The sequence below is a fragment of the Egibacteraceae bacterium genome, from assembly GCA_035540635.1.
Classification (GTDB): domain Bacteria; phylum Actinomycetota; class Nitriliruptoria; order Euzebyales; family Egibacteraceae; genus DATLGH01.
On sequence record DATLGH010000042.1, the window covers coordinates 29,035 to 52,395 of the forward strand.

The following is a 23,361-nucleotide window of genomic DNA, read 5'->3' on the forward strand; positions in this document are numbered from 1 at the left end:
CGCCGTCTACTGCGTGTAGAGCTCCTCGATCTGGGTGGCGAAGTGGCTGTGGACCTCGCGGCGTCGCAGCTTCAGCGTCGGCGTGAGCTCCCCCTCGTCCTGGCTGAAGTCGCGGTTGAGGATGACGAACCTGCGGATCGACTCGGCCTTGCTCACCGCGCCGTTCGCGTGGTCGACCGCCTTCTGCACCTCCGCCCTGACCGTTGGGTCGTTGTGGAGCTGGGCAGCGCTGGTGGCCGACAGCCCCTGTTCCTTCGCGTAGGCGGCGAGCTGCTCGGGGTCCAGCGTGACGAGCGCCGCCACGAAGGGGCGGTCGTCGCCGACCACCAGGGCCTGGCTCACGAGACGGTGCGCCTTCAGCCGCTCCTCGAGGGCCGCGGGCGCCACGTTCTTGCCACCGGCCGTGACGATGATCTCCTTCTTGCGGCCGGTGATCTTCAGGAAGCCGTCGTCGTCGAGCTCGCCGAGGTCCCCGGAGCGCAACCAGCCGTCGTCGGTGAGGATCTCCTTCGTGGCGGCCTCGTTGTGGTAGTAGCCGGCGAAGACGTTGCCGCCCTTGATGAGGATCTCGCCGTCCTCGTCGATGCGGATCTCGACCCCGGATATCGGCCGTCCCACCGTGCCGATCCGCAAGGCGTCGGGCATGTTGACGGTCGCGGGGGCGGTCGTCTCCGTGAGGCCGTAGCCCTCGAGGATCGTGACGCCCGCCGCGTGGAAGAAGTGGGCGAGGTACGGTGCGAGCGGTGCGCCACCCGACACGCAGTAGGTGATGCGCCCGCCCATCGCGTCCTTGAGCTTGGAGTACACGAGCTTGTCGACGAGGCCCCTCTTGAGGTTCGTGGCGAGACCCGGGTCACGCCCTTCGTTCACCGCCGTGGACCATTGCTGGCCGGTTGCGACGGCGAAGTCGAAGACCTTGCGCTTCGCGCCCTCGGCCTTGCGCTGCGCGCCGTTGAAGACCTTTTCGAACACCCGGGGGACGGCGAGGAGGAAGGTCGGGCGGTACGAGACGAGGTCCTCCGCGAGCTTGTCCACCGAGCGGGCGTAGCCCATCTGCACGTCCGCCTCCAGGCAGGCGAACTGGATGAGGCGCGCGAACACGTGCGCGAGGGGCAGGAACAGCAGGGTCGAGTCGTCGGCGCCGAACAGCGCCTTGAGGTTGACCTCGACCTGGCGGGCCGTCCACACGAGGTTGCCGTGGGTCAGCATGCAACCCTTGGGGTTCCCCGTCGTGCCCGACGTGTAGATGATCGAGGCGAGGTCCGTGGTCGTGAGTGCCTGCGAGCGCACCGTGACCTGCTCGGCTTCTGTGGGCCCTGCCCGCTCGGCGAGGGCGTCGAGCCCACCGTCGTCGATCACGAAGATCTCCCCGAGGTCGGGTGCGTCGTCGCGCGCGATGTCGAGGCTCTTGGCGTGGGTGGCGAGCTCGGCGATGGCGACCCTCGCCCCCGAGTCCCGCAGGATCCAGGCGCACTGCTCGGGCGAGCTCGTCTCGTAGATCGGCACGGTGACGCCGCCGGCCGCGAGCACGGCGAGGTCGGCGATGGTCCACTCCAGCCGCGTGCCCGACATGAGCGCGACGCGGTCGCCCGGCCCGACACCGAGGGCGATGAGCCCCGCGGCGACCTTGCGGACCCGCGTGCCGAGATCCTTCCAGGTCACCCCCCGCCAACCGCCGCCGTCGTGGTAGCGCAGGATCTCACGGGCGCTCGACGACTCTGCCCGTTCCCACAGCCTCGTCGCGAGGTGCTGGTCGGTCCCGACGTCGACGGGATCCGGGCCTTTGGCGTGCGTCTTCACCATTGCCGCTGCTCCTGTTTCGCGTCACTCGATCTGGTCACCTGACACTACCCAAACCGCCGACGCGGCGTGGGCGACCCGACGATTCCTCGGGCCCCACCGGGTCATTTCCGAGGGGTGTCAGCGGTCACGGTGGACTAGTCGCAGGGCCCCCACCAGCGCCTTTTCTCCCCGACGTCCGCGCAAGGGCCTGAAGGGACAAGTTCGACCCGCAGGGGATCCGCGGGACCATGCGAGAAACCGTCGCCGACCGGGAGGGACCATAGGATGAAGCCCGAACGCCAGCTGAGCGCACCGCTGTACATCCCCGAGGAGCTCCAGCTCGCCTACGGCGCCGAGGCCCGACGCCAGGTGCGGGACAGCTGGGCGGCCGCCGTCCAGCGCGACGACGACGGCCCGTCCCGGGCGGCTCCGCCGCCGCGCGGACTTCGGGCCGCACTCGTCCTCGCCATGGTCGCGTGGGGCTGCCTCGTCGCCGTGTGGTGGGGGCTCGCGCAGCGCAGCGGGTCACCGGTGTGGAGCGCCGTCGCCGTCCTCGGCGCGATCGTGTTCGTGCTCGCCACCGTGGCGCTCCCGCGCACGCTGTCGCGGGCGTGCGTGCCCGCCCGCGAGCACGCCGCCGCCTCGCTGGACTGAGGAAGCCGCCGCTACGCTTGCGGCATGGCAACCAAACCCGTCGTGCCCAGCGAGGGCTGGGGAGTGCTCCACCTCTTCTTCCACGTGCGCAGGGAGCTGCTGGAGGACGCCGGGAGCGCCGGTCGGGACTTCGTCGGCCGCCTGCAGCGCTTCAACGCCCGCGACGACTACCAGGTCCTGGCCTTCAGCGTGCTCGGGCAGAAAGCCGACCTCGGACTCGTCGCGCTCGGCCCTGACCTCGCCGAGCTCGACCAGCTCAGCATCGAGCTCACGGCCTCCCCGCTCGGCGCCGCGCTGCTGCCGGCCGCCTCCTACGTGTCGCTCACGGAGCTGAGCGAGTACACCTCGAACGCCGACGACGAGGCGCGGCGGCTCGTGGAGGAAGACGGCATGGCAAAGGGGTCCGCCGAGCACGCCGAGGCGCTCGAGGCGTTCCGTGCCCGCATGGCGGGCTACGCCGAGCACCGCCTGCATCCGAAGCTGCCGCACCGCCAGATGATCGCCTTCTACCCCATGAGCAAGCGGCGGGCGGGGCAGGACAACTGGTACGCGCTCGACTTCGCCGAGCGCAAGCGGCTCATGGCCGGTCATGCCCGCGTGGGGCGCACCTACCGGGGGCGGGTGCTCCAGCTCATCACCGGGTCGGTGGGGCTCGACGACTGGGAGTGGGGGGTCACACTGCTCGCGGACGACCCCAAAGCGCTCAAGGACATCGTGTACGAGATGCGCTTCGACGAGGTGAGCGCCCGCTACGGCGAGTTCGGGCCGTTCGTCACGGGTCTCGTCATGCAGCCCGAGGACCTGCTCGACCATCTCGGGCTGACGTAGAGCCCAGGACTTGCGCGGACGCCCGTGTGGCGTCACAGTGGACGCACCCTTAGGTTCGCCTAACCTCTACGCGTCCGGAGAGCTAGAGCCGCCCATGTCCGACCTCGCCGTCGACCGCAGGCCGGCGACCGACAGTCCCGTGGGCCCGTCCCGGCCGGCCCGCCGGGAGGGGCGTCCACGCCGCCGCGCTCGCCGTAGCCGAGCGCCGGCGTGGCTGTGGGTGCCTGCCCTGCTCGTCGCGGTCGTCATGCTCCTGCCACTCGTGTACCTCGCGGTGCGCGCCAGCGAGGCAGGCCGGCAGGGGCTGGCGATCGCGGCGGACCCCGCCACGGTGCGGGTACTCGCCAACACGGCGCTGCTGGCGGGTCTCGTAACGGCTGCCGGCGCCCTCCTCGCGATCCCGCTCGCGTGGCTCACGACACGCACGAACCTCCCCGGCCGACGGCTCTGGTCGGTGCTCACCGCCCTCCCGCTCGTCATCCCCTCCTACGTCGGGGCGTTCACCTACATCGCCGCCTTCGGCCCCCGCGGGATGCTCCAGTCGGTGCTCGCACCCCTCGGCGTGGAGCGGCTGCCCGACATCTACGGGATGCCGGGCGCGGTGCTCACGCTCACGCTTTTCACCTACCCCTACCTCCTGCTCACCGTGCGCGGCGCGCTGCTCGGCATGGACCCCGCGCTCGAGGAGGCCAGCCGCAGCCTCGGCCACTCCCCCGCCCGGACGTTCCGGCGCGTGACCCTGCCGCAGCTCCGACCGGCCATCGGTGCCGGCGCGCTCCTCGTCGCGCTCTACACCCTGAGCGACTTCGGGGCGGTGAGCCTCATGCGGTTCAACTCTTTCACGCGGGCGATCTACGTGCAGTATCAGGCGGCGTTCGACCGCACCCCGGCCGCGGTGCTCGCGGCCTTGCTCGTCCTGTTCACCCTCGCCCTGCTGGCCGTGGAGGCACGCACCCGCCGCCGCGTGCGCTACCACTCGTCGCACGCCGGCGCCCCGCGGAGCCAGCCGGTCGTCGAGCTCGGCCGGTGGCGCGGCCCGGCGCTCGCCCTGTGCTCCACCGTCGTGGTGCTCGGCCTCGTCGTGCCCCTCAGCGTCATGGGCTTCTGGCTCGCCCGCGGCCTGCGCGCCGGCGAGCCGCTGCGCCTCGTCGCGACGGCCGCCGTCAACTCCGTGCAGGCCGCCGGGCTGGCCGCCGCGGTGGCCGCCGCCGCGGCCGTCCCCGTCGCCCTCCTCGCGGCACGCCACCGCAGCCGCGTCGCGACCCTCATCGAACGCGCGACCTACCTGGGCCACGCACTGCCCGGCATCGTCGTCGCGCTGTCGCTCGTGTTCTTCGGCGCCCGCTACGCCGGCCGGCTGTACCAGACTCTCGCGCTGCTCGTGTTCGCCTACGTCGTGCTCTTCCTGCCCCAGGCGGTCGGGGCGACGCGCGCATCCGCCCTGCAGATCCCGCCGTCGGTGGAGGAGGCCGCCCGCGGGCTGGGTCGCCGCGTCCCCGCGGTGCTGCTGACGGTCACCGCTCCCCTCATCCGCCCGGGCGTCCTGGCCGGCGCGGCCCTCGTCTTCCTCACCGCCATGAAGGAGCTGCCCGCGACGCTCCTGCTCGGCCCAGCCGGTTACACGACCCTTGCCACGAGCATCTGGATCGCGACGAGCGAGGCGTTCTTCGCACGGGCCGCCGCCCCTGCGCTCATGCTCGTCGCCCTCGCCGGTGTGCCGCTGGCGTTCCTGCTCGCCCGTCATCACCGGCTGGGAGGCACGGCGTGACCGATCCGGTGATCCGACTGGAGGGCGTGCGCAAGTCCTTCGGCCGCGCGTCCCGCAAAGCCACCACCGCCAAGGGCGCGACGCCGGTGGTGCGGGCAGTCGACGGGGTCGACCTCGCGGTGACCGGCGGCCGGGTGCTCGCGCTGCTCGGCCCGTCGGGATGCGGCAAGACCACCCTCCTGCGGCTCATCGCCGGGTTCGAGCGGCCGGACGCCGGCAGCGTCACGATCGCCGGCGCGGAGGTTGCCGGGGCCCGCACCTGGGTGCCGCCCGAGCGGCGGCGGGTCGGCATGGTCTTCCAGGACTACGCGCTGTTTCCCCACCTCACCGTCGGAGGCAACGTCGCGTTCGGGCTGCCGCGGCGCCGTGCCCGCGCGCGCGGCGCCCTGCCGGGGCGGGTGACCGAGGTGCTCGAGCTCGTCGGCCTCGGCGGCCTCGCCGACCGCTACCCCCACGAGCTGTCGGGTGGCCAGCGCCAGCGCGTCGCGCTCGCGCGCGCCCTCGCGCCCGAGCCCGCCGTCGTGCTGCTCGACGAGCCGTTCTCCAACCTCGACGCCGGGCTGCGGGCGCAGGTGCGCGCCGACATCCACCGCATTCTCTCGGTGGCGGGCGCAACCGCGCTGTTCGTCACCCACGACCAGGAGGAGGCCCTCTCGGTGGCCGACGAGGTCGCGGTCATGCACGCCGGGCGCATCGTCCAGCAGGCGACGCCCGAGGACCTCTACCGCTCCCCCGCCGACCGCACGGTGGCGGCCTTCGTCGGCGACGCGGAGCTCCTGCCTGGCCACTCGGTGGGCCTGTCCGCCGAGACCGACCTCGGTATGGTCGCCCTCACCGGGCCCGTGCAGGGAGCGGTGGAGGTCGTCGTCCGACCCGAGAGCCTCGTGCTCACGAAGGACCAGACCGGGGACGCGGTCGTCGTAGCGCGGGAGTTCTACGGCCACGACCAGGTTCTCCACCTGCGGCTCGCCTCCGGCCGCCTCGTGCGGGCGCGTCTCGGGCCCGTGACCGACCTGCTGCCGGGCGACCGCTGCAGGGTCACCGTCCCCGGCTGCCATCCCGCCTTCCCCGCGTAGGCCCTGAACGGAGAACGGACTGGGCTGTCCTCGACGGCCTTGTGGACCGCTGTTGCGGTGGGGAGCCGCTCACGGCCCGTATCCCCCCTGCCGGTATGCGGCGCCGCTGTTGGGGAATTCCGCGTCAGGGAGCCGGCGCCGCGACGCCGCTCGTGTCCCCCCGGCGGCCGGCGGTGAGCCTGGCGAGCAGGGCGATCTCGCGGAGCTCGGCGCTCCGAAACCGCGGGCCGAACTGGCGGGCCACGAGGAGCGCCTCGTCGGGGCCGCCGAGAGGGACGGCGGCGACGGCGTAGCGCTGCTCGCCGTTGCTCCACGTCGGCGGCATCCACGGCGCCGGTTCGAGCCGCCGCGGCTCGGTCAGCGGCAGCCAGGGCGTCTGCGCGCTCACGAACGAAGGCCCTCCGACGCTCGCCGTGACGACCGCGGGCCGACGCGCACCCGCGCGGAGCACCGCCGCCCACGTGAGCCGCGCGGCGTCGGGCAGCTGCTCCACGAGCACGTCGAGCGCCCGCTCGGCAGGTGTCCCCGAGAGCGCGACGGCGAGCTCCAACGGGGAGCCCCCCGACCGCTCGGCGAGCGGTCGGACGTCCTCGACGACGACGCCGTGGAGCTCCTCGAGGACGTAGCGCAGGTCGACCGACTTGCCCTCGCCCACGTCGACGACGAGCTCGTCGACGGCGAAGCCGTCCTCGACGTCTACCACCTCGAGGGAGCGGATGTCCGCACCCCGCCGACCGAGGCTGGCGGCCACGGCACCGAGCGCGCCCGGCCGGTCGGGAAGGGAGATACGGACCGAGCACCGCACCGCCGTCCTCCTTGCCTCACCTTGCATCGACAGGCGCACACGGTAACGGACGCACGTTTCCGGCACGTTGAGCGCAGACTACGCGCCTGCTACGGCCCGTCGCGGTCAGACGACGCGCCGCAGGTCGCGGGGCTGGTCGGACGGATCGCGCCTGCGGGGCGCGTAGTCGGCCGACATGAGCGGGGAGGAGATGAGGAAGTCGGCGCTCGTGCGGTTGCACGCGACGGCGATGTTCCACACGACGGCGATGCGGAGCAGGGCCTTCACGTCGGGGTCGTGCGGTTGCGTCTCGAGAGGATCCCAGAAGAAGACGAGGACGTCGACGCTGCCCTCGGCGACCATGGCACCGATCTGGAGGTCCCCGCCGAGCGGTCCGCTCTGCAGCCGCTCGACGTGCAGACCGAGCTCGTGCGTGAGGATCGTGCCCGTCGTGCCGGTCGCGACGAGCCGGTGCTCGGCGAGCCCTCTGCGGTTGAAGTCCGCCCACTCGACGAGGTCGGCCTTGCAGTTGTCGTGCGCCACCAGGGCGATCGTCCTGCGCGAGCGCAGTGGATCCTTCATGGGTTGCACCGGGCGGTGCGGCGCCCGCGGGTCATGTTCCCTCCCCGTCTCGTCGCGTGTCTTCGACGCCAGGTGTAGCACCGGGCTGTGGCTGCGCCGTTACCGGACGGTGACGACCCGCGAAACGGTTGCTCCGGGCCGTTCAAACGTTCACCGCGTCCTTGAAGGCCTTCCCGGGCTTGAACGCGGGCGCCTTCGACGCGGGGACCTGCATCTCCTGGCCGGTCTGCGGGTTGCGGCCGGTGCGGGCGGCACGCTCGCGCAGCTCGAAGTTGCCGAACCCGGTGAGCGCCACCTTCTCGCCGTTCTTCACGGCCTGGGTGATCTCTTCGAGGACGGAGTCGAGAGCGCGCTGCATGTCCGCCTTCGGCAGTCCTGCCGACGCGGCCGCCGCGTCGATGAGCTCGGCCTTGTTCATCACATGCTCCTGTGGTCGGGGGGCGAGGAAGGAGGTCAACGGGCTACGTTGCCCGCTTCTCGACGTCATGGCAAGCCCGCCCCCCCGTCCGTATGGCTGCACGCCTGCCCGTCGGCGGCGCCGAGAGCCGCCCGGGGTGTGCGCGCCGGGGGCCGCCGTCAGCCCGACGGCCCGTGCGCGAGGGGGCACGCCACCCCGTGCGGGCACATGCGGGGCGCGGCCTCCCGCAGCAGGCCGATGGCCCGCGCGCGCATCGCCTCGGCGTCGTAGGGCTCCCGCTGCTCCTGCTGGCGCAGCAGGTCGGAGACGGCGAACATGTGCCCCGCCGTCTCGAGCATGTGGTCGGTGCTCGCGAGCATGACGGCCTTCACCTCCCCCCAGGGAGCGAAGTCGGATCCGTGCTCCGTGCGGTAGGTGATCCCGCGGTCGTCGAGCCGGGTGACGTCCGCGGTCAGCACCGCCCCGCTGCGCAGGGTGATGCCGGCGGTGAAGTCCATGTCCTCTGGCACGCTGGCCTCCGCGTCGACGTGGGCGGTGGTGGACGATACGCGCCGGCGCCCGTGCGGGCGTGGGCGTCAGGGCGAGGTGGTCTCCGGCGGGTGGGCGACGTAGGTCGCCACGGTGAACGACGCGGTCACCGCCACGGGCTCGGCAAGCGCGGTGCGGGGCGAGCTGGCTGTGCACCCGTGCCGGGCGACGTCGAAGGCGTGGTTCCTGATGCAGCGCACGGCGCCCTCCCAGGGCCAGCCCCCCGGCGCAGTGGGGACAGCGCAGGTAGGCGAGGACGTGGGAGAGCACTGCTCGCTTCCCCCTTTCAGGTGCCGCTCCGCCCGCGTCAGGCCCCCCGGACCGCCGACGACCTCAGGCGCCCCGCGCGGCGTCGGCGAGGCGCTGCCAGCCGTCCGGGTCGTCACCCACGGCGAGCTCGGTCCCGCACCGGACCAGGGGCAGGGCGAGCGCCGACGGATCGGCGGAAAGGCGCTCCACCCAGTCGTCCGGCGAGGCGGACACGTAGCGCAGTCCCTGCTCCTCGTAGGCCTTCGACGCGGGATCGAGGACGGCCTCGACGCCGAATCGCTGGACCCAGCGGCGCAGCTCACCCGGTGCCGGGTTGCGCCTGCGCAGGTCGACGAAGTGAACGGGCACCCGCCGCTCGCTGAAGAAACGCCGGGCCTTGCGGGTCGCCTTGGACTTCGCGGTGCCGAAGAGCTGGACGTCCATGACGCGCCGATGGTAGCGGCTCGTCTGCTACAACCGGCCCCCATGGAACCTGACCTCGCGTTCGCTCCGGCCGTCGCGCTGGCCGGCATGGTCCGTGACCGCGTGATCTCGCCCGTCGAGCTCGTCGACGGCTACCTCGACCGCATCGACCGCATCGACCCCCACCTCAACAGTTTCGTCACCCTCGACGCGGACCGCGCGCGGGACGCCGCCCGTGCCGCCGAGGCCAGCGCGGGCCGTCCCGGCACCCCTGCCTTCCACGGCGTGCCAATCGCCATCAAGGACCTCCACGTCACCGCCGGCCTGCGCACGACGTTCGGGTCGAAGGCCCTTGCCGACTTCGTCCCCGACTTCGACGAGGAGAGCGTGCGGCGGATCCGCGCCGCCGGCTTCGTCATCCTCGGCAAGACGAACGTGCCGGAGTTCGGTTCCCTGCCCGTGACCGAGCCCCTCCTCCACGGCCCGTGCCGCAACCCCTGGGACACCGAACGGACCCCGGGCGGCTCCTCGGGCGGGGCGGCGGCGGCGTTGGCCGCCGGCCTCGTCCCCGTCTCGCAGGGCTCCGACGGCGGCGGGTCGCTGCGCATCCCGGCGTCGAACTGCGGGGTGTTCGGCCTGAAGCCGGCGCGGGGGCGGGTGTCGAACGCCCCGCTGTTCGGGGACCGCCTCGCCGGCCTGTCGACCACCGGGGTGCTCGCCCGCCACGTCGTCGACGCCGCTGCCCTGCTCGACGTCATGGCCGGCTACGCCCCGGGTGATCCGCACTGGGCACCGCCACCCGCCCGTCCCTTTGTGAAGGAGTCCGCCACCGACCCGCCGCCCCTGCGGGTCGGGGTCGTGACGTCCTTCCCGCTCGCACCCTTCCAGCGCGAGCCCCTGGCGGCGGTGGAGTCGGCGGCGGGCCTGCTCACCGATCTCGGTCACCACGTCGAGCCCTTCGCGCTGCCGGTGGACGCCGGCGTCGCCGAGCACTTCAAGCTCGTGTGGGCCACGGGCATCGCCGCACTGCCCGTCGACCGCGCTCTCCTCGAGCCGTTCAACGCCGGCCTGTACGACCGCGGCGGCACCGTCTCCGCGCCCCGTCTGCTGCAGGCGATCAACGCGCTGCAGCTCGCGTCGCGGACGATCGTCGGCGCGAGCCTCGCCTTCGACGTCGTCGTCTCGCCGACGCTCGCCGAGCCACCCCTGCACATCGGGGAGATGCGCGGCCTCGACGTCGATGCGACGCTGGCACGCGCCGCGGCCTACGTGGGCGTGACGCCCGTGGCGAACATCACCGGCCAGCCGTCCATGAGCCTGCCTCTCGGCTGGAGCGTCGAGGGGTTGCCGATCGGCGTCATGGTCACCGGCCGCCCCGCCGGCGAGGCGACGCTTCTCCGCCTGGCCGGGCAGGTCCAGCGCGCCGCCGACTGGTCGGCGGCGCGACCCCCCGGAGGCTGACCGTGCTCGTCGACGCAACCGTCCTCGTCACCGGCGCGTCCAGCGGGATCGGTGAGGCCTGCGCCCGGGCGTTCGCCGCCGCGGGCGCGCGACTGCTGCTCTGCGCGCGGCGGGAGGAGCGGGTGCGCGCGCTCGCGGGGCGGCTCGACGCCGAGACCCACCCCTTCCGCCTCGACGTGCGCGACCGCGAGGCCGTGAACGCCGCCGTCGAGGGACTGCCGGAGGGCTGGCGCACCATCGACGTGCTCGTGAACAACGCGGGCCTCGCCGCCGGGCTGGCCCCGCTCCACGAGGGCGACCCCGACGACTGGGACCGCATGCTCGACACGAACGTGCGGGGCCTGCTCAACGTCACTCGCGCGGTCACGCCGGGCATGGTGGCGCGTGGACGCGGCCACGTGGTCAACATCGGCTCGGTCGCCGGGCGCGAGACGTACCCCGACGGGGCCGTCTACTGCGCCTCCAAGGCGGCGGTGGACCGCATCACCCGGGGTCTGCGCATGGACCTTCTCGGCACGGGCGTGCGGGTCTCCACGGTCGACCCGGGCCTCGTCGACACCGAGTTCAGCACGGTGCGCCTCCACGGCGACCGCGACCGGGCCGAGGCCGTCTACGCCGGCATGATCCCGCTGACGGGCGACGACGTCGCGGAGGCGGTCGTGTGGGTCGCCGACCGTCCCGCCCACGTGCAGGTCGCGGAGGTCGTGATCCTGCCCGCCGCCCAGGCCTCGGCGACGCGCGTCGCCCGCGACGTGAACGGCGCGCACTAAACTGGGTGCCTACGCGGGCGTTACGCGGCTTTCGCGGCGGCGAGCACCTCGGCGGCGGTGGGGTTCACGAAGAAGCGCTCACCGACCTGCACGGTCGGCACGATCTCGTCCCCGCCGGTGGCGGCGCGCACGATCTCCGCCTTGTCGCGGTCTCGCCAGATGTCGACGTCGGTGAAGGCGACGCCATGCCGGGCGAGGTCCCGCTTCAGGACCTCGCAGTACCCGCACATCGGCCGCCAGTACAGGATCACGGAGTCCATGCGCGCCACTGTTCCCTGCGCGCGGGTGCTCTACGCCGGCGCGCCCACCGAGCCTTCGTGCGCCATCTCGACACGGGCCATCTCCCCGCGGGGTGCGACGCGCCAGAAGGCCATCGACTGGCGGTCCCAGTCGTCGAGCAGCGCGACGGCCCGTACGGAGCCGGTGCGCTCGGCGTGGCGGCTCACGAGCTCGCGCAGCCGCGCGAGCTGGACGCTGTCCGGGCGGCGGGCCTCGACGAGCTGACCGTTCACCCGCGCGAGGATCTCCGACGTCGCGTCGAGCGCGTAGCACTCCCCGCCGGTCATCCCGGCGCCGACGTTGAACCCCGTGGGCCCGAGGATGACGACGACGCCGCCGGTCATGTACTCGCAGGCGTGCTCGCCGACCCCTTCGACGACGGCCCATGCCCCGGAGTTGCGCACCGCGAACCGCTCGCCGGCGCGGCCGGCCGCGAAGAGCTCGCCCCCGGTGGCGCCGTAGAGCACGGTGTTGCCGAGCAGGACGGGGTTGCCCGCGTCGTCGTCCGGCGGGCGGATGACGATGCGCCCACCGGCCATGCCCTTGCCGACGTAGTCGTTGGCCTCGCCGGTGAGCACGAACTCGACCCCGTGGGAGAGGAAGGCGCCGAAGCTCTGGCCGGCCTGACCGGAGAAGCGCACGCTCACGCTGCCCGGCGGCTTCGTCTCCTCACCGAACTCGAGCCCCACCGCGCCGCCGAGGCGTGCGCCGACGGTCCGGTCGGCGTTGCCGATGTCGTACTTGAGGTTGAGCAGCGTGCCGTCCCACAGCGACTCGAACGCGTCGTCGAAGACCTGGTCGCCGAGCGCGCTGCGCGGCGCCTGCAGCGGCAGGGAGGTCGCGTACGAGCGGACGTCGCCGTCCGGGACGACGAGCAAGGGGCTCGGGTCGAGGGACAGGGCCCGGCTGGCCTCGTGGTCGAGCTCGCGGCGCCGGAGCAGGTCCACGCGCCCGACCGCCTCCTCCATGGACCGCAGGCCCATCGCCGCGAGCCCTCGCCGGACCTCCTCAGCCACGAACAGCAGGTAGGCCGCCACCATCTCCGGCGTGCCGCGGTACTTCTCGCGCAGGTCGGTGCGCTGCGTGGCCACGCCGACCGGGCAGGTGTCGCGGTGGCAGGCGCGCGCCATTATGCAACCCTCGGCGAGCAGTGCGGCCGTCCCGAAGCCGTACTCGTCGGCGCCGAGCAGGGCGGCGAGCAGGACGTCACGGCCGGTCTTGAACCCGCCGTCGACCTGCACCCGGACCCGGCCGCGCAGGCCGTTCGCGACGAGGGTCTGCTGGGTCTCGGCGAGGCCGAGCTCCCAGGGCAGGCCGGCGTGCTTGATCGACGACAGCGGCGACGCCCCCGTGCCGCCGTCCGCGCCGGCGATCTGAACGGCGTCGGCCAGCCCCTTCACGACGCCCGCGGCGACGGTGCCCACCCCGGCGCACGACACGAGCTTCACGCTCACGGTCGCGAACGGGTTGACCTGCTTGAGGTCGTAGATGAGCTGTGCGAGGTCCTCGATCGAGTAGATGTCGTGGTGGGGCGGGGGGGAGATGAGCGCGACACCCGGCTGGGTGTGCCGGAGCTTCGCGATGAGGTCGGACACCTTGTGGCCGGGCAGCTGGCCGCCCTCGCCCGGCTTCGAGCCCTGAGCCATCTTGATCTGCAGCTCGTCGGCGTAGGCGAGGTAGGTGGGGGTCACGCCGAACCGTCCCGACGCGACCTGCTTCGACTTCGAGTTCCTGTCCCGTGCCGTGCCCCGGGTGGCGTAGCGGGCGGGGTCCTCGCCACCCTCACCGGTGTTCGACGACCCGCCGAGGAGGTTCATCGCGATGGCGAGCGTCTCGTGCGACTCCGGGCTGAGCGCCCCGAGCGACATCGCCCCGGTGAAGAACCGCTGCACGACCGAGGTGGCGGCTTCCACCTCGTCGAGCGGCGCGGGGGTGTCAGCGCGCACCATCTCGAGCAGGTCGCGGGGGGTGGCCGGCGGCCGCTCGTTCACGAGGCGGGCGAACTGCTGGTAGAGCTCCCAGCGGCCCTGGTCGGTCGCGAGGCTGAGGAGGTGGGCGGCCTTCAGCGTCTCGCCGTCGGCGCCGAGCGGTGCGAGGTCGCCCTCCAGACCGACGGTGCGGTGCAGGGCGTCGACGACCTCGGGGTTCGTCATGTGGTAGTCGCCACCCCTCTTGAACTTGTAGAAGCCGGGGCTGTCGAGCTTGGCGGCCGGCGAGAAGGCCTGAGCGTGACGTTCGAGGACGTCCTGCCCGAGCTCGGCGAGGCCGATCCCCCCGATCTTCGACGGCGTGCCGACGAGGCAGGTGTCCACGACGTCGGCGGACAGGCCGATGGCCTCGAAGATCTGCGCCGACCGGTAGGAGTCGAGCGTGGAGATGCCCATCTTCGACATGATCTTCAGCACCCCGTCCTCGATGGCGCGGCGGAACGCCTCCTGCGCCTCGCCGGCGTCGCCGCTGTCACGACCGAGACGGCCGGCGTCGACGAGCTCGGCGATGGTCTCGAGCGCGAGGCGGGGACAGATCACGTCGGCCCCGTAGCCGAGCAGGCAGGCGAAGGTGTGCGTCTCGCGGGCGTCGTCGGTCTCGCAGATCAGGCTCGCCTTCGTGCGCAGCCCCTCGGCGACGAGACGGTGGTGGATCGCGCCCACCGCCAGCAGGGCGGGCACGGGGGCCCGCTCCTCATCGGCGCTGCGGTCGCTGGCGATGAGCAGCACCGCCCCGGCGCGCACCTGCGCGACGGCCTCCTCACCGAGGGCTCGCAGCCGCCCCGCGAGGCCATCCGGCCCCTCGGCGACGGCGAAGGTCGCGTCGAGGCCGGCGACGGAGAAGGGGATCTTCGGGTCGAGGATGAGGTCCTGGAGGCCCTGGGGGTACATGACGAAGCCGTCGAGGGCGAGCACGCGGGCGGCCTCCGGCTCCTCGGAGAGGATGGGGTGGCGGGGGCCCAGCTGCGTGCGCAGGCTCATGACCTGCCACTCACGGAGGTGGTCGATCGGCGGGTTCGTCACCTGGGCGAAGCGCTGCTTCAAGTAGTGGTAGACCGTGCGCGAGCGGGAGGCGAGCACCGCGAGGGCGGTGTCGTCGCCCATCGAGGAGATCGGCTCCTTGCCCTGCGTCGCCATGGGGCGGAAGACCGTGGTCTGCTCCTCCTTGGTGAACCCCGCGCAGACCTGGCGGACGAGCAGGTCGGGGGCGGCGCCGACGACCGGCTGGCCCGGGAGGACCTCGCGCTGGTGCGTGCGGACCCACTCGCCGTAGGGACGGCGCCCGGCCAGGCGCCGCTTTATGGCGTCCTCCTCGACGATGCCCCCCGCGGCGGGGTCGACGAGCAGCATCTGGCCGGGGCCGAGGCGTTCGCGGCGCACCTTGCCGTGACCCGTCATCGCGACGGCGCCGACCTCGGAGCTCGCGACGACGAAGCCGTCGTCGCAGACGAGGTAGCGCAGGGGCCGCAGCCCGTTGCGGTCGAGCGCCGCGGCGACGCGGCGCCCGTCGGTGAACACCAGCCCGGCCGGGCCGTCCCAGGGCTCGACGAGCGCGGCGTGGTAACGGTAGAAGTCCCGCACCTTCGGGTGCAGGTCGCGCCGCCCCTCCCACACCTGCGGGACGAGCATCGCCATGACGTGCGCGAGGTCGCGGCCGCCGCGCACGAGCAGCTCGAAGACGCTGTCGAGCTTGGCCGAGTCGGAGTCCGAGGCGTCGATGAGCGGCTCGAGCAGCGCCTCGCCCTCGTCGCCGAGCTCCGGCCAGGCCGCCCCGAGCCGGCCGACCCGTGCGCGCATGAGGTTGACGTTGCCCTCGACGGTGTTGATCTCGCCGTTGTGACAGAGGAAACGGAACGGCTGTGCCCGCTCCCACGTCGGTGAGGTGTTCGTCGAGTAGCGCTGGTGGAAGATCGCGAACCAGGCGCTCATCCCCCGCTCGCGCAGGTCGGGGTAGAAGTCAGCGAGCTGGTCGGCGGCGCTCATCGCCTTGTAGGTCACGGTGCGGAAGCTGAACGAGGCGAAGTAGGCCCGGACACCGGCCTGCCGGCAGTCGGCCTCGGCGCGCTTGCGGGCGAGGTAGGCGTGGCGCTCGGCGCGGTCCACGTCGAGGTCAGCGGGCCGGCTGAAGACGGCCTGCGCGATGTGGGGCATCCCGATGCGCGCGACGTCGCCGAGCGCGGCCGGAACGACGGGCACGTCACGCCACCCGAGCAGGTCCAGCCCCTCGGTCCCCAGCGCGTCCTCGACGCACGTGCGCGCCTGCTTGCGCGCCCGGTCGCCGTCGTCGTCGTCCGCCCCGTCGAGGAAGCACATCGCGACGCCGACCCGGTCGGCGTCGAGCTCGCCGCGACCGACCGCTCCGGCGAAGAACGCGCCGGGCAGCGGCAGGAGCAGACCGGCGCCGTCGCCGGTCTTGGCGTCGGCGGCGACGGCCCCGCGGTGGCGGACGCCGCAGAGGCCCGCGAGCGCGGCGTCGACGATGGCGCGTGACCCGGACCCTCCGGCGTCGGCGACGAAGCCGATGCCGCACGCGTCACGCTCGAAGCGAGGGTCGTACAGCCCGGTCATGCGATCTCCTCAGGATGAAGAAACGGCGCCCGCAGAGTGCGGAGCGCCGTCGCTCGTTGCCGCTCATGGTACCGCCTGCGGGGCGGCGCTCCAACCGCGCAGCCGGCGCCGCGCCCCACCCCGGCGTCAGGCGGTGCGGGCGAACTGCGTGCGGTAGAGGTCGCGGTAGGGGCCCCGGTCGTGGAGCAGCTCGGCGTGGGTGCCCCGCTGGACGACCCGCCCGCCGTCGAGGACGAGGATCTCGTCCGCCCCGACGATGGTGGACAGGCGGTGGGCGATGACGAGGGACGTGCGGCCGCGAAGGGCCGTCGCCAGTGCCTGCTGCACGGCGGCTTCGGACTCGCTGTCGAGGTGCGCGGTCGCCTCGTCGAGGATGACGATCGCCGGGTCCTTCAGCAGCACCCTGGCGATGGCCAGCCGCTGCTTCTCGCCTCCCGACAGGCGGTAGCCCCGCTCCCCGACGAGGGTGTCGTAACCGTCGGGAAGGGCCGCGATCACGTCGTGGATGTGGGCCGCCCGGCAGGCCGCCTCGATCGCCGCGTCGGAGGCGTCGGCACGCGCGTAGCGGAGGTTGGTCCGGATCGTGTCGTGGAACAGGTGCGGGTCCTGGCTCACGACGCCTACGGCGCGGGCGAGGGAGGCCATCGTGAGGTCGCGCACGTCGTGGCCGTCGATGCGCACGGCGCCGGTGGTCACGTCGTACAGGCGGGGGACGAGGTTGCAGACGGTCGTCTTGCCGGCGCCGGAGTGGCCGACGAGCGCGACCGTCTCGCCGGGGCGGGTCCTGAACGACACGCCGCGCAGCACCGGCGCCCCGGGCCGGGCGTCGAGCAGGTCGCCGAACCCGCGCTCGAGCGACGCGATCGACGAGTCGGCCGCCGAGGGATAGGCGAAGGTGACGTCGTCGAAGGCCACCTCCCCGGCGGCGTCGGACAGGTCGACCGCGTCGGGCGCGTCGGCGATCGGCTGGCGCACGTCGAGGATCTCGAAGACCCGGTCGAAGCTCACGAGGGCGGTGAGCACCTCGACGGGGGCGTTGCTCAGCGCGGACAGGGGCCCGTACGCCTGCCCGACGAGCAGCGCGAACCCGACGACGTCGCCGGGCTGCATCCCGCCACCGATCACGAGGTGGCCCCCGAGCCAGTACACGACCGCGGTGCCGATCGCGCCCATGAGCGTGAGCGTGACGTAGAAGAGGCGGCTGACCACGGCGCTGCGCACCCCGACGTCGGCGACGCCGCGTGCGGTCTGCGCGAAGCCGGCCGACTCGCGGCGCGCGTCACCGAAGAGCTTGACGAGCAGGGCCCCCGCGACGTTCAGGCGCTCCGACATGAGGCTGTTGAGGTCGGCGTTGAGGGTCATCTGCTCACGTGTGAGCCCCTGCAGGCGCCGCCCCACGGCCTTCGCGAGCATGACGAACAGCGGCAGGACCGACAGCACGAGGAGGGTGAGCCGCCACTCGAGCGCGAGCATGACCCCGACGGCGGTGACGACCTGCACGACGTTCGCGGTGAGCGTGCCGAACGTGCCCGTCAGCGCCCGCTGGGCTCCCTGGACGTCGTTGTCGAGCCTGCTGATGAGCGCGCCGGTCTGCGTGCGCGTGAAGAACGCGAGCGGCATGCGCTGGACGTGGTCGAACAGACGGCGGCGCAGGTCGAGCACGAGGTGCTCGCCGATCCACGCCACGAGGTAGCGCTGCCACAGGCTGAACGCCGCCGCGACGAGGGCGAGGCCGACCGCGACGAGGGCGAGGAGGTTCAGGTCGCGGACGGCGGCCGGCCCGGGAGCGGAGATGACGTTGACGATTCCCCGGAAGACGAGCGCGGGAACGACGGTGAGGGCCGAGGCGCCGACGATGGCGACGATGAGCATGCTGAGCCGACGGCGGTAGGGGCGGGCAAACTCCCGCCACACCCGGCCGACGAGCCCCTGCGGCAGCTTGCCGCCGGGCGGCAGCTGCGCCCCCTCCCGCACGAGCCGCGTGCCCGGTACCATGCCGCGGCCGCCCCCCAGGCGGGCGGAGCCCATGCCGAGCGGGCCCATCCCGTGGCGGTCCATCCGGGGCATGCTCACGTCCGCCAGCATGGCACAGGCGCCGGCGGGCGCGCGGCCTGGCGCGACGTCACACGGAGCTGACCCGCGCCGTCGCCTCCTCCACGGCGAGGTAGGCCCGCTCCCACTCGGCGGTGAGGGTCGCCGCACGCTCCTTCGCGTCGTCGTGCGCGGCGATGAGCGCGGTGACGCGCGTGCTGTCGTCGTACACCGCCGGGTCCGCGAGCTGGCGGTTCAGCTCGGCCACGTCCGCCTCCGCGGCGGCCAGGTCCTCCTCCACCTCCGTGAGGCGCTCGCGCAGCTCCCTCGTCTCACGGTAGAGCCGGTTGCGGCGCTCCGCCTCGGCACGCTTGTCCGCCGCGGCCCTGCGCGCCGGCTTCCCCCGGGCGGCGGGCTCGTCGGCGGAGGCCTGCGCGCCGGACCGGTCGCGGCCCCGCGCGGCGTGGGCCGGCCCGTCCTGCCCGGGGGTGTCGTGACCGGTCTTGTCGACGTAGTAGTCGTAGTCGCCGGGGTACAGCCGCGCCGTGCCCCCCGCGACCTCGACGATGGTGTCGGCCACCGAGCGGATGAGGTGGCGGTCGTGCGTGATGAGCACGACCGTGCCGGGATAGGCGACGAGCGCATCCTCGAGCACGTCGCGGCTGGCGATGTCGAGATGGTTGGTCGGCTCGTCCATGCAGAGCAGGTTCGCGGGGTTCGCGAGCATCTTCGCGAGAGCCAGGCGCGACTTCTCGCCTCCGGAGAGCACCCCGACGCGCTTGTCGACGTCGTCGCCTGAGAACAGGAAGGCGCCGAGCATGCTGCGGGGGTTGACCTTCGCGGTGTCGACCGCGGCGGACAGCTCGGCGAGCACGGTGCTGTCGGGATCGAGCGCGTCCACCTGGTGCTGGGCGAAGTAGGCCACCGACACGTTGTGGCCCGGCACCCGCCGGCCGCCCTCGACGGGCAGCACGCCGGCGAGGATCTTCAGCAGCGTCGACTTGCCGGCCCCGTTCGGCCCGACGAGCGCGACCTTGCGCCCCCGCTCGAGAACGAGGTCGAGCCCGTCGTAGACGGTGTGGTCGCCGTAGCGCTTGACCACGCCCTCCAGGCGGAGGACGTCGCGCCCCGAGCGGGACGGCGGCGGGAAACGGAAGCGCAGGGCGCGGGGGCTGTCGTCGGGGGCCTCCACCCGTTCCAGGCGCTCCAGCTGCTTCACCCGGCTCTGCACCTGCCGGGCCTTCGAGGCCTTGTAGCGGAAGCGCTCGATGAACCGCTCGGTCTCGGCGACCTTGCGATCGGTGTTGCGCGCGGCCGCCTGCAGCTGCTCCATGCGCTGCGCCCGCGCCTCGACGAAGTCGGCGTAGTTGCCGACGTACTCGGTGGCGGTCGCATGGGCGATCTCGAGGACTCGGTTCGCGATCGTGTTGATGAAGTCCCGGTCGTGGCTCGTGAGCACGACCGCGCCCTGATAGGCGCCGAGGAAGGACTCCAGCCACGACACGCTCGCGAGGTCGAGGTGGTTGGTCGGCTCGTCGAGCAGGAGGACGTCGGGGCCCGCGAGCAGCAGCCGGGCGAGGGCGACGCGCATCATCCAGCCCCCCGACAGCTCGCCGACGTCGCGGTCGAGGTCGGCGTCGGCGAAGCCGAGGCCGCCGAGCACCCGGCGCGCCTCCGCCTCGAGCCCGTAGCCGCCGAGCTGCTCGTAGCGTTCCTGGGCCCGCCCGTACTCGGCGAGCAGCGCGTCCAGCTCCTCGCGCCGAGCGCGGGCGACCTGCGCCTCGAGCACGCGCATGCGCTGCTCGAGGGCGGTCGCCTCCGCCGGCCGCCCTCCGCCCGTCCCCCGCCCGGCCGCGGCGAGGACCTCCGCGAGCACCGGCCGGCCGGCCGCCTCGGCGACGTCCTGGGGCAGGTAGCCGACCACGGCCCCCCTGGCGCGCGTGACCTGTCCCGCGTCCGCGCGCTGGTCCCCCGACATGATCTCGAGCAGGGTGGTCTTGCCCACGCCGTTCGCGCCGACGAGCGCGATCCTCCGGCCGGGGACGACCTGCAGCGAGACGTCGCGGAACAGGGTTCGCAACCCGTGCGCCTTCGCGACACCGGACAAGGTGAGCATCCTGCGAGGGTAGCGCCCTGCCGACGTGCTCCCCACGCGTGACCCCCGGGCACCCTCGGCGGTAATGTGCCGCCATGAACCTCACCGCCATCCACGGCTACATGCTCGGCTTCGCCGTCATCGGCAGCTGGCTGATCATCGGCTTCTGGGCGCTGGCGCTGCGGTTCACCCGCTACGAGGAGACCCCGACCTTCTGGCGCGCGGTGTCGATCGCCCAGCTGCTGCTCGTCGCGCAGGTGATCGTCGGGGTCGTGCTGCTCGTCCTCGGACGGATGCCCGGACCCGAGGGGGGGATGGGCACCTTGCTGTTCCACCTGTCCTACGGGCTGTTCTCGCCGCTCGTCGTGCTCGTCGTGGCGCATGCGTGGGCGCGCTCGGGCCGGTTCGACCCGCACGCGATCTTCGCGTTCGTCGGTCTTGTGAACTTCGGTCTGATGGTCCGTGCCTGGCAGGTGGGGGTCTGGGGCGCATAGCCGCAGAGGGGAGACGGCGATGGACGAACGCGAACCCGGTACGCACGCGGCGCTTGTCGAGCAGCTGCGGGACAGCGTCGCTCGCCTGCGCCTGGACCTCGAGGCCCGCACCGACCCGCTGCTCGAGGAGGTCGCGCACGCCCTGGAGCTCGTCATCGAGCTCAACGCGCACGTCCACGACCATGCGCTGGCCAACCGCGAGCGGATCGAACGGCTCGAGAGCGGATCCTGACCCCCCCGGCCTGCTGCAACGCGGGCACGCGCCGACGGGTGTACCGTTCGGGGTTGGACCTTTCGCACCGCCGCCGAGGGAGGAGGTGACAACCTGGCGTCCTTCCGTGGCCCGCAGGGGCTTCATGGCCTGCTCGCCGTCGCGCTGATGGTGCTCGGTGTGCCCGCCCTCCTCGGGGTCTCCGAGTTCCTCCAGGACACCCCGATCCGCGTCGGAGAGCCCTCCCCCCGGACGGTCGTCGCGCCGGACACCATCCGGGTGGCCGACCCCGATGCGACCGCGCGCGCGAAGCGGGAGGCCGCTGAGGCGGTGGCGCCGGTCTTCCTCGACGACGAGGACGCGAAGGCGGCCATCGTCGAGCAGGTCAGCGACGTGTTCGCTCGGGCGGCCGCGGCGCGGGAGGCCGGCGGGGACGAGCGGGCGCCGACCCGCGGGGAGCAGATCGAGGCTCTGCGCGACCGCCTGCCGATGCTCGACGAGGAGGGGCTGACCCTCCTCGTCGGCCTGTCCGACGAGCAGCTCGCCCGGGTGGCCGCAGAGTCGACGCAGATCGCCCAGCAGTTCGCCCGCCAGTCCATCACCGAGGACAGCGTCACAGCCCTCGCCGACGAGGAGCTGCCGACCGAGCTGGTCGTGCGGCCCTTCCCCGACGGGGTGGCGGAGGCGGTCGTCGACCCCGTCATCCGCGACGCGCTGCGGCCGACGGTGCGCCTCGACGAGAGCGCGACCGCCGAGGCCCGGCGGCAGGCCGCCAACGACGTGGCCGACGTCGAGCGGTCCTACCTCGGCGGCAGCGTGATCGTCAGCGCCGGCGAGGTCGTCGACTCCGTCCAGTTCGCCGCCCTCCAGCGCCGCGGGCTCGAGGGCCGCGAGCCGTGGGGCAGCCTCCTGCGGGGGCTGCTGCTGTCGACGCTCCTCACCGTCGCGGTCGCCACCTACCTGCGCGCCTACCGCCCGCACGTGTGGCGCTCCGGCAAGCGGCTGCTGCTGCTCGCGGTGCTCGCGGTGATGTTCGCCGCGGCGCTGCAGGGGGTGGTCCTCACCGCCCCGTCGTCGGGCTGGCTCTACGCGGTGCCGGCGGGGGCCGTCACGATGCTCGCGACGATCCTCTTCGATCCGCCGGTCGGCGTGCTCGCCACCGTCCCCCTCACCGCCCTCGTCGCCTTCACCGTCCCGGGGGAGCCGGGGCTTGCCGCGTTCGCGGCGGTTGCGGGCCTCGGCAGCGTGCCGCTCGTGTCGCGGTTGTCCGCCCGGGGGGACCTCCGGCGCGCGGCGTGGCAGTCGACGCTCGGCTACACGGGGCTCGCCGGCACGTTCGCGCTCATCTTCTCCACCCCCGAGGGCCTCCCGACGGCGATGGCCGCCGGCCTGCTCAACGGCGTCATGACCGCGGTCATCCTCAACGGCAGCCTGCCGTTCCTCGAGTCGGTCTTCGGTGTCCTCACGGCCACGAGCCTGCTCGACCTCGCCGACCGCAACCACCCGCTGCTGCGCGAGCTCGAGCAGAAGGCGCTCGGCAGCTACAACCACTCGATCATGGTGTCGACGCTCGTCGAGCGGGCGGCCCGGCGCATCGGCGCGGACAGCCTGCTCGCGAGCGTCGCGGCGCTCTACCACGACATCGGCAAGGTCGCGCGGCCCTACTTCTTCGTCGAGAACCAGTACGGCATCCCGAACCCCCACGACGGGCTCGACCCGGCGGCCTCCGCGATCATCATCCAGCGCCACGTCACCGACGGCCTGGAGATGGCGCGCACCTACCGCCTGCCCGCCGAGGTGGTCGAGGGCATCGCCACCCACCACGGCACGACTCGCGTCGGCTACTTCTATCAGCAGGCGCTCAACCAGGCCTCCAACGGCCAGGAGATCGACGAGCAGCACTTCCGCTACAAGGGGCGCAAGCCGTCGACGAAGGAGATGGCGATCCTCATGCTCGCCGACTGCTGTGAGGGTGCGAGCCGGGCGGCGGCGCTGACCAACCGCAACCTCAGCCGCGAGGACCTCGCCGACATCGTCCACAACCTCGTCGCCGAACGAGTCGACGACGGCCAGCTCGACGAGGCGTCCTTGACGTTCCGCGAGCTCGCCACCGTCCAGGACACGTTCATCGAGACGCTTGTGGGCGTCTACCACCCGCGCATCGCCTACCCGGAGCCGAAGGGGGTCGGACAGGCTCCGGCGGCTGGTGACGACGAGGCCGCGTCCGACGAGGCGGCGCTCGCCGACCGCGCCGGGACGCGCACCGCGACGGAGGCGGCGCTCGACGACGCTGCGACAGCCGAGCGCTGACAACCGCCGCCGGGAGCACGCCGCCGACACGGTCCTGCTGGGCGAGGCCGAGATCCTCGACG

Annotated in this window: 20 protein-coding genes; 9 read left to right on the forward strand and 11 right to left on the reverse strand. The window is 73.0% G+C overall.

All coding sequences use genetic code 11. The features are described from left to right. Positions 1 to 6 precede the first annotated feature (6 nt). Entirely contained in the window at positions 7 to 1,803 is a 1,797-nt protein-coding gene (locus tag VM324_07330; GenBank protein HVL99087.1) for an AMP-dependent synthetase/ligase, read from the reverse strand. Between the two features lie 264 nt (positions 1,804 to 2,067). On the opposite strand from VM324_07330, the gene VM324_07335 reads away from it, so the two are divergent. The 4 genes from VM324_07335 to VM324_07350 all read left to right on the forward strand — a co-directional run bounded on the left by VM324_07335 (position 2,068) and on the right by VM324_07350 (position 6,108). After that, positions 2,068 to 2,436, forward strand: coding sequence for a hypothetical protein (locus tag VM324_07335; protein ID HVL99088.1), 369 nt, complete (start codon positions 2,068 to 2,070; stop codon positions 2,434 to 2,436). Between the two features lie 24 nt (positions 2,437 to 2,460). Next, entirely contained in the window at positions 2,461 to 3,264 is an 804-nt protein-coding gene (gene hemQ, locus VM324_07340; protein HVL99089.1) for a hydrogen peroxide-dependent heme synthase, read from the forward strand. A gap of 94 nt (positions 3,265 to 3,358) precedes the next feature. After that, entirely contained in the window at positions 3,359 to 5,032 is a 1,674-nt protein-coding gene (locus tag VM324_07345) for an iron ABC transporter permease (protein ID HVL99090.1), read from the forward strand. Beyond that, positions 5,029 to 6,108 carry an ABC transporter ATP-binding protein gene (locus tag VM324_07350; protein ID HVL99091.1) on the forward strand — a complete coding sequence of 360 codons (1,080 nt, stop codon included), beginning with the start codon at positions 5,029 to 5,031 and terminating at the stop codon, positions 6,106 to 6,108. Before VM324_07345 ends, VM324_07350 begins: the two co-directional genes overlap by 4 nt. Positions 6,109 to 6,232: 124 nt before the next feature. Here VM324_07350 and VM324_07355 read toward each other — a convergent pair whose 3' ends face one another. The 6 genes from VM324_07355 to VM324_07380 all read right to left on the reverse strand — a co-directional run bounded on the left by VM324_07355 (position 6,233) and on the right by VM324_07380 (position 9,113). After that, positions 6,233 to 6,913 carry an ACT domain-containing protein gene (locus VM324_07355; GenBank protein ID HVL99092.1) on the reverse strand — a complete coding sequence of 227 codons (681 nt, stop codon included), beginning with the start codon at positions 6,911 to 6,913 and terminating at the stop codon, positions 6,233 to 6,235. 105 nt (positions 6,914 to 7,018) lie between these two features. Then, on the reverse strand, positions 7,019 to 7,474 hold the full coding sequence (locus VM324_07360) for a methylglyoxal synthase (GenBank protein HVL99093.1): 456 nt from the start codon (positions 7,472 to 7,474) through the stop codon (positions 7,019 to 7,021). A gap of 142 nt (positions 7,475 to 7,616) precedes the next feature. After that, positions 7,617 to 7,892, reverse strand: a complete 276-nt coding sequence (locus VM324_07365) for an HU family DNA-binding protein (GenBank protein ID HVL99094.1) — start codon at positions 7,890 to 7,892, stop codon at positions 7,617 to 7,619. Positions 7,893 to 8,050: 158 nt separating this feature from the next. Then, positions 8,051 to 8,401: a hypothetical protein gene (locus tag VM324_07370; GenBank protein ID HVL99095.1), complete on the reverse strand. Its 351-nt coding sequence runs from the start codon at positions 8,399 to 8,401 to the stop codon at positions 8,051 to 8,053. Between the two features lie 66 nt (positions 8,402 to 8,467). Continuing rightward, a complete protein-coding gene (locus VM324_07375; GenBank protein HVL99096.1) occupies positions 8,468 to 8,620 on the reverse strand; it encodes a hypothetical protein in 153 nt (50 codons plus the stop codon). A 133-nt stretch (positions 8,621 to 8,753) separates the two neighbouring features. Continuing rightward, positions 8,754 to 9,113, reverse strand: a complete 360-nt coding sequence (locus VM324_07380; GenBank protein HVL99097.1) for an ArsC/Spx/MgsR family protein — start codon at positions 9,111 to 9,113, stop codon at positions 8,754 to 8,756. A 42-nt stretch (positions 9,114 to 9,155) separates the two neighbouring features. Here VM324_07380 and VM324_07385 point away from each other — a divergent pair, with 42 nt between their 5' ends. Continuing rightward, complete coding sequence (locus tag VM324_07385; protein HVL99098.1) at positions 9,156 to 10,553, forward strand: amidase; 1,398 nt, start codon at positions 9,156 to 9,158, stop codon at positions 10,551 to 10,553. Positions 10,554 to 10,555: 2 nt separating this feature from the next. Continuing rightward, the gene (locus VM324_07390) at positions 10,556 to 11,323 is read left to right on the forward strand and encodes an SDR family NAD(P)-dependent oxidoreductase (protein ID HVL99099.1); all 768 of its coding nucleotides are present in this window, start codon (positions 10,556 to 10,558) and stop codon (positions 11,321 to 11,323) included. Between the two features lie 20 nt (positions 11,324 to 11,343). Here the strand turns inward: VM324_07390 and VM324_07395 are convergent, their stop codons facing one another. The 4 genes from VM324_07395 to VM324_07410 all read right to left on the reverse strand — a co-directional run bounded on the left by VM324_07395 (position 11,344) and on the right by VM324_07410 (position 20,305). Beyond that, entirely contained in the window at positions 11,344 to 11,583 is a 240-nt protein-coding gene (locus VM324_07395; GenBank protein HVL99100.1) for a glutaredoxin domain-containing protein, read from the reverse strand. Between the two features lie 30 nt (positions 11,584 to 11,613). Further along, entirely contained in the window at positions 11,614 to 16,158 is a 4,545-nt protein-coding gene (locus tag VM324_07400; protein ID HVL99101.1) for a glutamate synthase-related protein, read from the reverse strand. A 126-nt stretch (positions 16,159 to 16,284) separates the two neighbouring features. Next, positions 16,285 to 18,225 (reverse strand): ABC transporter ATP-binding protein, encoded by a 1,941-nt coding sequence (locus VM324_07405; protein ID HVL99102.1) that lies wholly within the window; start codon positions 18,223 to 18,225, stop codon positions 16,285 to 16,287. Positions 18,226 to 18,280: 55 nt separating this feature from the next. Continuing rightward, a complete protein-coding gene (locus VM324_07410; protein ID HVL99103.1) occupies positions 18,281 to 20,305 on the reverse strand; it encodes an ABC-F family ATP-binding cassette domain-containing protein in 2,025 nt (674 codons plus the stop codon). Positions 20,306 to 20,379: 74 nt separating this feature from the next. Between VM324_07410 and VM324_07415 the strand changes: the two genes are divergently transcribed. From VM324_07415 to VM324_07425, 3 genes are all read left to right on the forward strand, one after another. Next, complete coding sequence (locus VM324_07415; GenBank protein ID HVL99104.1) at positions 20,380 to 20,778, forward strand: hypothetical protein; 399 nt, start codon at positions 20,380 to 20,382, stop codon at positions 20,776 to 20,778. 19 nt (positions 20,779 to 20,797) lie between these two features. Then, positions 20,798 to 21,010, forward strand: coding sequence for a hypothetical protein (locus VM324_07420; GenBank protein HVL99105.1), 213 nt, complete (start codon positions 20,798 to 20,800; stop codon positions 21,008 to 21,010). A 159-nt stretch (positions 21,011 to 21,169) separates the two neighbouring features. Then, entirely contained in the window at positions 21,170 to 23,299 is a 2,130-nt protein-coding gene (locus tag VM324_07425) for an HDIG domain-containing protein (protein HVL99106.1), read from the forward strand. The last annotated feature ends 62 nt before the right edge of the window (positions 23,300 to 23,361 follow it).